The sequence below is a fragment of the Microbulbifer pacificus genome (genome assembly GCF_002959965.1).
Classification (GTDB): Bacteria; Pseudomonadota; Gammaproteobacteria; order Pseudomonadales; family Cellvibrionaceae; genus Microbulbifer; species Microbulbifer pacificus_A.
In genome coordinates this window covers 282,915-296,102 of the sequence record NZ_PREV01000026.1, presented here as the reverse complement: position 1 = coordinate 296,102, position 13,188 = coordinate 282,915, and the positions used below count along the sequence as shown (strand labels likewise).

8 protein-coding genes are annotated in these 13,188 nt (G+C 58.8%); 5 read left to right on the top strand and 3 right to left on the bottom strand.

All coding sequences use genetic code 11. The features are described 5' to 3' along the window. Positions 1 to 91: 91 nt before the first annotated feature. The 3 genes from C3938_RS01805 to C3938_RS01795 all read right to left on the bottom strand — a co-directional run bounded on the left by C3938_RS01805 (position 92) and on the right by C3938_RS01795 (position 5,852). On the bottom strand, positions 92 to 1,906 hold the full coding sequence (locus tag C3938_RS01805) for a collagenase (protein ID WP_105101565.1): 1,815 nt from the start codon (positions 1,904 to 1,906) through the stop codon (positions 92 to 94). A gap of 145 nt (positions 1,907 to 2,051) precedes the next feature. Continuing rightward, a complete protein-coding gene (locus C3938_RS01800; protein ID WP_105101564.1) occupies positions 2,052 to 4,586 on the bottom strand; it encodes a M9 family metallopeptidase in 2,535 nt (844 codons plus the stop codon). Between the two features lie 396 nt (positions 4,587 to 4,982). After that, on the bottom strand, positions 4,983 to 5,852 hold the full coding sequence (locus C3938_RS01795; RefSeq protein WP_158681518.1) for a LysR family transcriptional regulator: 870 nt from the start codon (positions 5,850 to 5,852) through the stop codon (positions 4,983 to 4,985). 92 nt (positions 5,853 to 5,944) lie between these two features. Here C3938_RS01795 and glyA point away from each other — a divergent pair, with 92 nt between their 5' ends. The 5 genes from glyA (at position 5,945) to gcvP (ending at position 13,135) form a co-directional block, all read left to right on the top strand. Next, complete coding sequence (glyA, locus tag C3938_RS01790) at positions 5,945 to 7,225, top strand: serine hydroxymethyltransferase (RefSeq protein WP_105101562.1); 1,281 nt, start codon at positions 5,945 to 5,947, stop codon at positions 7,223 to 7,225. Between the two features lie 2 nt (positions 7,226 to 7,227). Further along, on the top strand, positions 7,228 to 8,628 hold the full coding sequence (locus tag C3938_RS01785) for an L-serine ammonia-lyase (protein ID WP_105101561.1): 1,401 nt from the start codon (positions 7,228 to 7,230) through the stop codon (positions 8,626 to 8,628). 27 nt (positions 8,629 to 8,655) lie between these two features. Further along, complete coding sequence (gene gcvT / locus C3938_RS01780; RefSeq protein ID WP_105101560.1) at positions 8,656 to 9,771, top strand: glycine cleavage system aminomethyltransferase GcvT; 1,116 nt, start codon at positions 8,656 to 8,658, stop codon at positions 9,769 to 9,771. Positions 9,772 to 9,834: 63 nt separating this feature from the next. Continuing rightward, entirely contained in the window at positions 9,835 to 10,209 is a 375-nt protein-coding gene (gcvH, locus tag C3938_RS01775) for a glycine cleavage system protein GcvH (RefSeq protein WP_105101559.1), read from the top strand. 25 nt (positions 10,210 to 10,234) lie between these two features. Then, on the top strand, positions 10,235 to 13,135 hold the full coding sequence (gcvP, locus tag C3938_RS01770) for an aminomethyl-transferring glycine dehydrogenase (RefSeq protein ID WP_105101558.1): 2,901 nt from the start codon (positions 10,235 to 10,237) through the stop codon (positions 13,133 to 13,135). The last annotated feature ends 53 nt before the right edge of the window (positions 13,136 to 13,188 follow it).

Here is a 13,188-nt window from a genome sequence, read left to right as displayed (position 1 = left end):
TTTGTGCGCAATAGTTTGTTTTGGGTGGATAACCGGCAACTCCCGGGGCTTATTGGCTCCGGGGCGGTGTATGGGCAGGTACGGTGAACGTTTAAATGACGTGGTGGTGTCGGGGTGTCAGGGGGAGGTCCGCGGGTTGCAGGTAGTCTCTATACAGATAGCGGTAGAGCTTGCGTGGCAGTACTTCCTGCTGCGCGCTGCTGTTGGTTCCGGGCGTGATGCGCTGCAGCCATGTAAAAAAGTCGCCCTGCCAGTGTTGGGCGAATTGGTCCAACTGATCGCGATACCCCTGGAAATTGTCCTCGCGTAAGTACGTCGCCAGCTTGTTGAGGCTATCCGGATCCCGCTGATAGAGGAAACGAATTGCCAGGTAACTCCAGGAGTAAATCCGCGCGGTGCCGTCGTCGTAGGTTGTCGAGAAAATCTGTTGCAGGGTGGGATATTCAGACGGTCGGGTGCTCCCCAGGTCGCGCTCTGCACTGTCGTAGTCTTCTCCATGGGCTATGTAATTGGCGAGCCCTTCTGACCACCAGACCATATGGCTGGGGAAATGCCCGAAGCCACCCCATTTATTGAATCGGCCGTCCAGGTAATGCACGTATTCGTGCTCCAGATTCCAGATGCGGAAGTCGGGATTGATCCAGAATGCTTCGAAGGCGATAAATCGTGCCTGGTTCTCCGCTTTCCCCGGATCGCCTTCCAGAAACATACCGCCATTATTGGTGTTGATATCAAAGAGTAATGCGGCGTATTCGTTGTACTGGCTGTAATTGTCGAAAACGACCACTTCCAACCGGTCGTTGTGATCTTCGTGCACGGGTTTGTGATGGCTCTGCAGTTTATGGTGAAAATCGCTTTCCTGGGCAAGCAGGGTGTCACAGGCCGCGGCTAATGCGGATTCACTGATACTGTTGGCACGGATCAGAATGGAAGGTGAGCAGCCGTGTTTGATGGGGAGTGCCACTTCCTCGTCTGGAAAGTGGCATCGACCGGAAAACTGCTCTTCGCAGGCGCTTTTCCCGCGAAACGAGGTAACCAGATAGGGGCGCGTATAGAGCTTGCGCTGGTCCTTCGGCGCGAGGAAGGGCAGATCTTTTGACAGCAGCTGCCAGACGGCCTCATCCAGTTCAGAAGTCTTTGTGTCATCGTCGACGAGTATCTGGAGGTTTCCCAGTGCCCAGAGCGCATGTTGCAGACGCCATAGCCCGGCACTTGCCGAATCGGGTATGGCTTGCGCGTTGTTGAGCAGCACATCGGTCGCGGGGGTTTTGGCCAGCAGTGCCTGCTTTATCAGCGGGTTGTTTCTTGCTTCATACGCGAGAAACCCGATCGCGCGATAGGCCTCCCAAAGACTGTAGCTTGCTTGCTCGCTCAGTCCCGCCACTTCCGGTGTATATCGGCTGAGGATACCGTATATGGAATCCAGGTGCGGGGTGAGACGGGCTGACAGCGGTGCGCGGTTGTAGTATCGGTAGAGGGCGACCACAAAATGCTCCTGCAACCGGGCACCTTCGTCGGTTCGTTGAGTGAACAGGGGGTGTTGTCGCAGTTGGGTCAGGATCTTATCGAGCGTAAACCACTGCAGGTCGTCGATACCTTCGAGGCTGCCAAGGTAGCTGTAGGCACGAAGATAGTAGAGCAGTGAATCCAGGTCGTTGAAATCGGCCTCAGCGTCCGCGGATAACCGGTCCAGCTGGCTCAGTGCGGCCGAAAACTGTTGTGGTTGGTGGAGATGGCCAGCTTCCCAGAGCGTTGTGTCGGGATCATTCAGTTGTGAGAGGAAGTTGTCGGCCGGATTTTTACTGCAGCCTGTTGAAAGGCCCAGTAGTGAAAAACCCAGTATTGAAATGGCCATTGCGGCAGCGCGCATGGTTCCCGGAAGTTTGGATATATCGTGTGTCGGCATTTGTTTTTCTCCATATTATTATTGTGTGTACAATAACAAATAATGCGAAAAACAAGTAGCGGAAGTTACATTTTATTGGCAGGAGCTGGCGAGCCGGCGAAGACAGATCCCGGCCGTCCGGACCGGGATCTGAAATACTCAGTAATTAATTGGCAATCAACTGGATACCGGCGCCGGTGAAACCTTCACTGGTCAGCACCGAGATGTAATACCAGCCCGTTTCCGGGGTGTTTACGGTAATGGACTCGCTGTTATCGCCATTGGTGGAGCGCTGATCATAGTCACTGCTGGTCGCCCAGGTTGCATCGTTCACATACAGGTCCGCATTTCCTTCGCCACCAAACAGGTTAATCGTCAGGGAGTTGGTGCCCGCCGGAATATAGGTGTAGTAATAGTTGATGCTGTTCCCGTCGCTGATACAGGTACTCGTATTGAGCTCAAGATTGCCGTAACCCACCGGAGTGCCGGTACAGCTTGGTGTGCTGGCGGCAACATAGCTTGCCAGCAGGTTCACCCCTGAAAATGCCTGATAGGCTTTTATGCGTATATACCAGCGTCCAACCTGTGGATTCTCGACATCGCACACCTCCACGTTACCTCCGATGTAGGGTCTGCAGTCGTAGGCACTGTCTGTGGGCTCACTGCCGTGACGTAGATAGAGATCCGCGTCACCGCTGCCGCCGCTGATGGCGATACTGAGCGTCTCGGTATTCTCGGGTACGTCTATGTAGTAGATGACGTCGTCGCCCTGGGTGGACACAGAGATGCCGTTAATTTCCTGGTTATTTTCAATAGGGGAGGGGGTATCCCCACCGTTGTCACCGCCGTCATCGGTGGTGCTTTCCACCTGCTGCAGCCAGGTCTGCCACGCGCTGTCATAGCTGGTGCCGATGTTGTTCAGGTAGTTCAGGTACGCGTCGTAATTACCGGCGCGCAGATACGCAAGCAGTTGAACAACGTCATTGTGATGCTTTTCAAACATGAAGCGCACTGCGAGATAACCCCAGCGATAAACACGGTCCTGACCACTGCTGTAGGTGTTCGCGAAGATTTCGCTCAGATTGAAGGCACCGCTTCGCCCGAGATTGACCGCGGTGTCGTTGTAGTTTTTCTTGGAGACATATTCCGCAAGCCCCTCGATCCACCATACGGTTTTGTGGCTTTCTGTTTTAGCATCGGCGAAACCGCCGTACAGGTTGTAGCGCCCGTCCAGGTAGTGCACATATTCGTGGGTCAGATTCCACACTTCAAAATCCGGTCTCAGCCAGTCCGCCTCGTGTGCAATAAAGCGGGCCTGATTGCCGGCAATCGCCGGGTTACCTTCCAGGTACATGCCGCCGTTGTCGGTGTTGATGCCGTAGAACAGGGATGCATAGGTGTTGTATTCATTCCAATCATCAAACACCACAACCTCAAGGTCGGTATTCAGATCGTCCGCCACGGGGTTGTAATTGGTGTTGAGTAGTTGATGGAAGTAGGATTCCTGGTCGGAGAGCTGAGCGCAGGAATCGGCAAACTCTACTGAATTCATATCCTGAGCGAGAATCTTCAGGCTGTTGCTACAGGTATGGTGATACGCCAGCACATACTGCTGCAGATCTTCCTCAAATCCGCAGATATCGAACTCTGCACAATCTCCATAGTAATCCGCGTTGCTGGCGGCAGCGATCCAAACTCCCTGGCCGGTACCTGTCATGCTGTAGTGATCGAGAAGCAGGTGGGTTTCCGCAACGACGGTGTTGTAGTTGGGACTCGTAGTGTATTGCAGGAATCGCGTGAGTTCGCGCGCGGCATTCTCCTGCATGAACTGCGCATCGGAATCCAGCATCCAGTCCGCGCGGGCGAATCCTCCCAATAGCTGAATCAGCTGGGAATCGCTTCCCGCCGTGTTGATAAAGGTGCTGGAATAGTGACCCCGAAACAGCACGTTAAAGATCCCGTTCACCGATGCGCGCAGGCTGCTGATTGCGGCCGCCTGCGGGTTCCATCGCTGGAGCCACTCTTTCACAACAGGAAGGTAGCGCGCGTTCTCTTCGGCGCTGTCAATCAGGACTATCGCATCAATCGTTGCGCTCCCGTTGCTGCTTGAAAGCGCATAAAAATCCGGATTGGCTACAAAAGTATCCAGTGCGCCGGTGACCGAGTTTTGCACATTGCCGGAAAAGCTCACGTTGTCCGGATAGTAGTACTGAAGGTAGTAACCCGTGCGAAGAAAATAAAACAGCTTGTTGATACTGGTGTCGCCATCGGCTGCACGGTAGTTTGCCGCCATCTGCTGGGCAGCGTTGGCGACGGTGATCATCTTCTGGCTGGTGAAACTGGCGAAGCTCGTACTGTTGCCATCGTACAGATCGTTGATGCAGCTGCTTTCAGACTGAAGGATATGGTCAACCAATGCCTGCCCACTGTTCTGTGCATAGCCTGCTGCATCGCAGGTATCCAATGGTTCCGCCGCGAGCAGTGAGAAGTTCTGCCATTGCAGGGGAACGACTTGCGGCGTTACCTGCTGGGGGTTGTATCTGGGTTCCACCGGGGCGCGGATGGTCATGTCCACGGCGGTGCTGCTGGGTGGGTTGGCTGGCATTGGGGCGGCGTGGACCTGGATAGCCGCGCCCAGCAGTGAAGCCGCAAGCCCGGTGATCAGGCTGTGCATGGAGAGTATCGGGTGATTATTTTTCATGTTCTCTCTTTACTCATTAGATGTTTTATTTTTACCGCAGCTGCAACAGTACCCCGACAGCTGTGGCTTGGTGGTCAGGCTGTTATCGGCATGGGTTCTCCTGTTTGTCCTTTGGGCGCATAAACATAACATTGTATGCAATAAGATTTATGCGCTAATGCGCAGTTTATGTGGCAATTGGCGGGAAATTCCTTATGTGGGTGTTGTTCCGCGTGCAGGGCAGCACCGGATCAACTGATGAATGGCCGAATCAGGGTGGTTTTGGGGAACTCGTCGGGGGGAGATGAAAGAGCGGTGATGGAGAGCCGACCGGTCGGGTAGGGCTTGCACACAAACGCCGCAATCCGGATTGAAAAAGGCCGTGGATGGCCTTTTCAACAACCGGTTGGGATCAGGTCACTGCGTATTCAGGCCGGTCTGCAGATGCTCCGCCAAGCGCATGGCGGCGGCCGAAGGGCGACGGTGTTTGAAGTGCAGCCCGATGGATATTTCCCCCAGTTTGGGCAAACCGCGGGAGGGGCGGAGTACCCGCAGGGATTCAGGCACGGTGCTGCGGCACAGGGCGGTGATGCCCAGGCCGGCCTCCAGCGCGGACTGAATGCCGTTCAGATCGGGGATGGTGAATACATTGCGGGAAGCGATACCGGCAGATTGCAATATGGATTCTGCACGCTTGCGATAGATGCAACCTTCAGGGGCCAGCACCAGGGGCAGCGGTTTCAACAGGTGCGCGGAGTGCTTGTGGCTGGCAACCCATACCAGATCATCGCGGATAACCAGCTGGCCTTCGGCGGTATCCGGTTTCTCCTGCAGTGCCAGAATCAGGTCAAACCGGTCCCGGTTTCCCTTCGCCAGCAGGTTGCGGCTGAGGTCGCTGGTGACCTGCAGCGAGACCTCGGGATAGCTCTGTGAAAACTGGCCGATAATCCGCGGCAGCAGTACCGAGGCGAATTCACTGGGAATTCCCAGGTGCAGCTTTCCGGTCACCGACGCGCCGCTGAATTCGAACACCAGCTCGTCGTTGAGGGCGAGGATCCTTTTGGCCTGGTCGTAGACCCGCAGGCCACTTTCCGTCAGGTTCAGGGTGCGTCCCGACCGCAACAGTAATTGCCTTCCCAGCCGCTCTTCCAGTTCCTTGATCTGCCGGCTGATCGCCGGCTGGGTGCGCGCGAGCAGCTCACCGGCCTGGCTGAATCCGCCACTGTCGACCACGGTGACCAGTGTCCGTAACCACTCGGTGGGAAGATTCTTGTGAGTAAGTCGCATAAGAAAATCTGATAGATGAATAAGAAGTATAAATTTAACAGATTCCACTGTCGGGACTAGCATCGCCCGATAAATAAAAGCAGGAGCTACCCATGGATCCCGTAGAGACCCACCTCAAAGCCGTTGATAGCGAAGTATTTGCGGCCATTCAGGCCGAAGCCGCACGCCAGGAAGCACATATCGAGTTGATCGCGTCCGAGAACTACACCAGTCAGGCGGTGATTGCGGCCCAGGGCTCGGTACTCACCAACAAGTACGCCGAGGGTTATCCTGCCAAGCGCTACTACGGTGGCTGCGAGCATGTGGATGTGGTGGAGCAGCTGGCCATTGACCGCGCCTGCGCGCTGTTCGGCGCCGAGTACGCCAATGTGCAGCCGCACTCCGGTTCCCAGGCTAATGCGGCGGTCTATATGGCGCTGCTGCAGCCGGGCGACACTTTCCTCGGGCTTTCCCTGGACCATGGCGGTCACCTGACCCATGGGGCCAAACCGAACTTCTCCGGTCGCCTGTACAACGCGGTGCAGTATGGCCTCAACCCGGAAACCGGAGAGGTGGACTACGACGAGGTCGAGCGGCTGGCGCTGGCGCACAAGCCGAAAATGATCGTGGCCGGTTTCTCCGCATATTCCCGCGTGATGGACTGGGCACGCTTCCGCGCCATTGCCGACAAGGTCGGCGCCTACCTGTTTGTGGATATGGCACATGTGGCCGGACTGGTTGCCGCGGGGCTGTATCCCAACCCGGTACCAGTCGCCGATGTGGTGACCACCACCACCCACAAAACCCTGCGTGGACCGCGCGGTGGATTGATCCTGTGCCGCGATGCCGAGGGGCTGGGCAAGAAGTTCAATTCGCTGATCTTCCCCGGCATACAGGGTGGCCCGCTGATGCATGTGATTGCAGCGAAGGCGGTGGCATTTAAAGAGGCGCTGGCGCCGGAGTTTGTTACTTACCAGCAGCGCGTGATCGACAATGCCAGGGCGATGGCCGCGGTATTTATGGGGCGCGGTTTCGATATTGTTTCCGGCGGTACCGAGAACCACCTGCTGCTGGTCGATCTCAGCAAGCGCGGTATTACCGGCAAGGCGGCCGACGCCGCACTGAGTGCCGCGCATATCACCGTCAACAAAAATACGGTGCCCAACGATCCGCAATCGCCATTCGTTACCAGCGGTGTACGCATCGGCACGCCGGCGATTACCACCCGCGGTATGGGCACTGCGGAAGCGGAACAGCTGGCGAGCTGGATATGCGACATCCTGGAGCAGCTCGAGCAACCGCAAGCACTGGCGGAAGTACAGCAGCGGGTTCGCGGTGAGGTTACTGAACTGTGTGCGCGCTTCCCGGTTTACCGGGCACACGGAGCGGACTGAACATGTCGCTGAGTGTTTTTGATCTGTTCAAGATCGGCATCGGTCCCTCCAGTTCCCACACCGTGGGGCCCATGAAGGCCGCCGGCCAATTTCTGCAGTTACTGCGCGACAAGGGCTGCTTTGATGACGTAGCGCGGGTATCTGCACACATGTTCGGTTCCCTCGGCGCCACCGGAATCGGCCACGGCACTACCAAGGCGGTGATGCTGGGGCTCGAGGGTGAGCAACCGGAATTGGTGGATACCGATACCGTCGACCAGCGCGTGGCCGCGGTCGAGCAATGCCGCAGCCTGAACCTCGATGGCGAGCGTGTCATTGCGTTTGACCCGGAGCAGGACCTGCTGTTGATCGGTGAAGAGGAATTGCCGCTACACGCCAACGGCATGCGCTTTACCGCGCTCGATGACTGCGGGCGGGTGCTGGCGGAAGAGGTGTATTACTCCGTCGGTGGCGGCTTTGTGGTAACCGAGGCCGAGGCGCAATCGGACCACGCTCTGGAGCAGGCGTGTGCGGTGCGCTACGAGTTCAACACCGCGGAAGAACTGCTGGCAATCTGCGCGCGCGAAAATCTCAAGATCAGCGATGTGATGCTGGCCAACGAAGCGTCCTGGCGCAGTGAAGCGGAAACCCGAGCGGGCCTGATGAAAATCTGGCAGGTGATGCAGGACTGCGTGACCAACGGCATGCACAACGAAGGCATTCTGCCCGGTGGTCTTAAGGTGAAACGCCGTGCGTCCAATCTCTACCGGCAACTGCGCAGTCGTCCCGAGGCCTGCCTGTCCGATCCGCTGTCGGCGCTGGACTGGGTAACCCTGTATGCGCTGGCCGTGAATGAAGAAAATGCGGCCGGCGGCCGCATTGTTACTGCGCCCACCAACGGCGCCGCCGGAATCATACCGGCAGTGTTGCATTACTTTATGCGCTTCTCCAGAAACCCCACGGAAGAAGACGTTATCCGTTTCCTGCTCACCGCGGCCGCGGTGGGCTTCCTGTTCAAGAAAAACGCCTCCATCAGCGGTGCCGAAGTTGGCTGCCAGGGCGAAGTCGGTTCCGCCTGTTCCATGGCCGCGGCGGGCCTCGCGGAAGTGCTCAATGGCACCCCGCAGCAGGTGGAAAACGCCGCGGAAATTGCCATGGAACACAACCTCGGGCTCACCTGCGATCCGGTGGGCGGCCTGGTACAGGTGCCCTGTATCGAACGCAACGCCATGGCCTCGGTAAAAGCCATCAGCGCGGCGCGCATGGCGTTGCGGGGGGATGGTGAACACTTTATTTCCCTGGACAAAGTCATCCGCACCATGCGCGATACCGGTCGCGATATGCAGGACAAATACAAAGAAACCGCACGCGGTGGACTGGCGGTAAACGCGATCGATCTGCCGGTCAGCATTGTTGAATGCTGAGGACCAATCACTCAAGAAGAGCGAGTCATGAAAAACGAATCCAAAAAAACACCGCTGTACGACCTGCATGTGGAACTCGGGGGCAAGATGGTGCCGTTCGCCGGCTACGCCATGCCGGTGCAGTACCGCGCCGGTATCGTGCAGGAACATCTGCACACCCGCGAAGCGGTGGGCGTATTCGACGTTTCCCACATGGGGCAGCTGGTGGTGCGCGGTGATAACGCCGCAACCGCTCTGGAAAAGCTGCTGCCCATCGACGTGCAGGCGCTGGAAATCCATCAGCAGTGCTACGCGGTCATGACCTCGGAAGCGGGCGGCATTCTCGATGACCTGATCATCACCCGCTGGGCCGAAGACGAATTTTTCCTGGTGGTGAATGCGGCCACGGCAGCGGCGGATATCGCCCACCTGCAGCAGCACTTGCGCGGCTGTGATATCCGCGTGCTCGGCCAACAGGCGCTGCTGGCGGTGCAGGGTCCCATGGCCGGTGAATTGATCGGCGAGCTGGCACCGGCCACGCGCGCGCTGACGTTTATGCACGGCACCCGCACCGAGATTTTCGGCGAGGACTGCTATGTCACGCGTTCCGGCTACACCGGCGAAGACGGTTTTGAAATTTCCATTGCCGCCAGCGCGGTGGAATCGTTCACACGCAAACTGCTGGAAGACGGCCGCGTGCAGATGATCGGGCTCGGTGCCCGCGACACCCTGCGCCTGGAAGCGGGGCTTTGCCTGTATGGCAATGATATGAATAGCGGCACCACTCCGGTGGAAGCGAGCCTGCTGTGGAGCATTGCCAAATCGCGTCGAGCCGACGGTGCCCGGGCCGGCGGTTTCCTCGGTGCCGATATCGTGCTGAATCAAATTGCAGAAGGTGTTTCTCGCAAGCGCGTGGGCTTCTCCGTGCAGGGCAAGATCCCGGTGCGCGCCGGCGCCGACATTATCGATGAAGCGGGCAATGTGGTCGGCAAAGTTACCAGTGGCGGTTATGGCCCCACCCTCGGTGCCGCTATCGGAATGGGCTATGTAGATCGCGGCTACGAGCAAACCGGCACCGGCCTGCAGGCTCTGGTGCGCGGTAAAGCGGTGCCGATCACTGTTGTCAAAACCCCGTTCGTACCCCAGCGCTACTACCGCGGCTGAGCCGCGCCCCAATCACCGCAGAGTCACATCAGAGTCACACATTCAAATTCAGGGAAAAAATACATGAGCAACGTGAAATACAGTGAGAGCCACGAGTGGTTTGCCGTCGACGGTGATGAGGTCATCGTGGGCATCACCGAATTTGCCCAGTCCCAACTGGGAGATGTGGTGTTTGTCGAGCTGCCGGAAGAGGGTGCCGAGCTGGCGGCCGGAGATGAGGTCGCGGTGATCGAATCCGTGAAAGCGGCTGGCGATATTTCTCTGCCGTTCGCTGCCACGGTGGTCGCGGTCAACGCTGCACTGCCGGATGAACCGGAGCTGGTAAACAGCGATCCGATGGGCGATGGCTGGTTTATGCGCGTGCGCCCTGCAAATGCTGCGGACCTGGAAAACCTGCTGAGCGCCGATGCCTATGCGGCGCTGATTGACGGCGAGTAACACGCACCTGCGGAGGAAGAGAATTATGCTGCAAGCAAAGCAAACCCTGCGCGACCTCGAAGGGCGCGACGAATTTACCTGGCGTCATATCGGCCCGTCGAGCGAAGATCTGGCGCGTATGCTGGAGACCCTGGGTCATACCAGTATCAATGACTTCATCGCTGAAGTGGTGCCGGCAGGCATCCGCATGCCGGCGCCGCTGGCGCTGCCGGAGGGCGTGCCCGAGCACGAGGCCCTCGCGGAGCTGCGCACGCTGGCGCAGCAGAATAAAACGTTCCGCACTTTTATCGGCCAGGGCTACTACGGCACCCGCACACCCAATGTGGTGTTGCGCAACATTCTCGAAAACCCCGCCTGGTACACCGCCTATACCCCTTACCAGCCGGAAATTTCCCAGGGCCGCCTGGAAGCGTTGTTCAACTTCCAGACCATGGTCAGCGACCTTACCGGTATGGATCTGGCGAATGCGTCGATGCTGGATGAGGCCACCGCAGCGGCCGAGGCCATGACCCTTTGCCAGCGCATGGCCAAGTCCAGAGCGCAGGCGTTTTTTGTGGATCGCGACTGCCTGCCGCAAACCATCGAGGTGCTGCAAACCCGCGCGGAACCGCTGGGTATCGAGGTAATCATTGGCGATCCGCTGGCGGAGCTGGACGCGAGCAAGGTGTTCGGCGTGCTGCTGCAATACCCCGGCGTCAGCGGCGCGGTGCGCGACTACCGTCAGGTAATAGAGGCGGTACACGCGCAGCGCGGCCTGGTGGTGATGGCGGCGGATATACTCAGTCTGGTGATGCTGACCTCGCCGGGCGAGCTGGGTGCTGATGTGGCCGTGGGTTCCACCCAGCGTTTTGGTGTACCCATGGGCTTTGGCGGCCCGCATGCGGCCTATATGGCTACCCGCGAATCCTACAAGCGCTCGCTGCCCGGGCGCCTCGTCGGCCAGTCCATCGACAGCAACGGTAAGCCAGCTTACCGCCTCGCGCTGCAAACCCGCGAGCAGCATATCCGCCGGGAAAAGGCCACTTCCAACATCTGTACCGCACAGGTACTGCTGGCGGTGATGGCTTCCATGTACGCGGTGTATCACGGCCCGCAGGGATTGCGCACTATCGCCAACCGGGTGCATCACCTGACCAGCGTGCTCGCGCTCGGCTTGCAGGAACTTGGCGCCGGTATCGAAAACGACTGCTGGTTTGACACCATCACCGTGCGCGTAAATGGCAATGCGGCAGAGTTGCACCGGGCCGCGAACGCCAGGGGTTTGAACCTGCGGGTGATCGACGGCGAACGCGTGGGAATTTCCCTGGACGAAACCGCCATGCGCGCGGATGTGGAAGCACTCTGGTCGCTCTTTAATAGCCGTGCCGACAATTCGTTGAGTTTTGAGGCCGTCGAATCCCGCGAGGCACCGGTTCTCCCCGGCCACCTGCTGCGCACCGGTGCGCTGCTCAGCCACGAGGTGTTCAACCGCTATCACTCCGAGACCGAAATGCTGCGCTACCTGCGCGCGCTGGCGGACCGGGACATCGCCCTCGACCGCTCGATGATCCCGCTGGGTTCCTGCACCATGAAGCTGAACGCGACCGCGGAAATGCTGCCGGTGACCTGGCCGGAATTTGCCAATGTGCACCCGCTGGCACCGGCCGAACAGGTAGCGGGCTACCGCGCCCTGATCGAAGGCCTGGAATCCATGCTGTGCGAGATCACCGGTTACGATGCGGTTTCCCTGCAGCCCAATGCGGGCTCCCAGGGTGAATATGCGGGCCTGCTGGCCATTCGCGCCTATCACGCCAGCCGCGGTGAAGCCGGGCGCGATATCTGCCTGATCCCGAGCTCTGCCCACGGCACCAACCCCGCGTCAGCACAGATGTGCGGCATGCGCGTGGTGGTTGTGAAGTGCGACGATAACGGCAATGTCAGCCTGGAAGACCTGCGCGCAAAAGCCAGCGAGCACGCGGAGCGCCTGGCCGCCATCATGGTGACCTATCCCTCCACCCACGGCGTGTTCGAGGAGGCGATTCGCGAGATCGCCGACATCGTGCACAACCACGGCGGTCAGGTGTACATCGACGGCGCCAACCTCAATGCCATGGTGGGCCTGTGCCAGCCGGGCAAGTTCGGCGGCGACGTGTCGCACCTGAACCTGCACAAAACCTTCTGTATTCCCCACGGCGGTGGTGGTCCCGGTGTCGGGCCCGTGGCGGTGGGTGCGCATCTGGCGGAATTCCTGCCCGGTGCGGTGTCCGCCGGCAGCCAGGGTATGGCGCCGGGCAATCGCCGCGGTGCACCGGTATCCGCAGCGACCGCGGGCAGCGCCAGCATTCTGCCGATCACCTGGATGTATATCCGCATGATGGGGCGTGACGGTCTGCGCAAGGCGACTGAGCTTGCCATCGTCAATGCCAACTACATTGCTACACGCCTTCAGGCGCACTATCCGATCCTGTATCGCGGTGCCAATGGGCGGGTGGCGCACGAGTGCATCGTCGACCTGCGGCCGATCAAGGACAGCAGTGGAATTTCTGTCGACGACGTCGCCAAGCGCCTGATCGACTACGGTTTCCACGCGCCGACCATGTCCTTCCCGGTTGCCGGTACATTGATGATCGAGCCCACGGAAAGTGAATCCCTGGCGGAGCTGGATCGCTTCTGCGATGCGATGATCCAGATCCGTGAAGAGATTGCGAAGGTGGAGCGCGGTGACTGGCCGCTCGACAGCAACCCGCTGGTCAACGCCCCCCATACCGCCGAGGTGCTGGCGGTGGAACATTGGGAGCATGCCTACGGTCGCGCCGAGGCGGTATTCCCGCTGCCATCGCTGCGCCAGGCAAAATACTGGCCGCCGGTGGGGCGGGTGGACAATGTCTACGGAGACAAGAACCTGATCTGTTCCTGTCCGCCGCTGGATTCCTATATGGAAGACTAGGCAAAAAAAACGCAGCTTTCGGGCTGCGTTTTTTTTGCGTTTTTGTGTTCCGC

Bases quoted from the DNA above. Each gene is read 5' to 3' on its own strand.
- gcvH (WP_105101559.1), top strand. From the start codon at position 9,835: ATGAGCAACGTGAAATACAGTGAGAGCCACGAGTGGTTTGCCGTCGAC.
- C3938_RS01785 (WP_105101561.1), top strand. From the start codon at position 7,228: ATGTCGCTGAGTGTTTTTGATCTGTTCAAGATCGGCATCGGTCCCTCC.
- C3938_RS01795 (WP_158681518.1), bottom strand. From the start codon at position 5,852: ATGCGACTTACTCACAAGAATCTTCCCACCGAGTGGTTACGGACACTG.
- C3938_RS01800 (WP_105101564.1), bottom strand. From the start codon at position 4,586: ATGAAAAATAATCACCCGATACTCTCCATGCACAGCCTGATCACCGGG.
- gcvT (WP_105101560.1), top strand. From the start codon at position 8,656: ATGAAAAACGAATCCAAAAAAACACCGCTGTACGACCTGCATGTGGAA.
- C3938_RS01805 (WP_105101565.1), bottom strand. From the start codon at position 1,906: ATGCCGACACACGATATATCCAAACTTCCGGGAACCATGCGCGCTGCC.
- glyA (WP_105101562.1), top strand. From the start codon at position 5,945: ATGGATCCCGTAGAGACCCACCTCAAAGCCGTTGATAGCGAAGTATTT.
- gcvP (WP_105101558.1), top strand. From the start codon at position 10,235: ATGCTGCAAGCAAAGCAAACCCTGCGCGACCTCGAAGGGCGCGACGAA.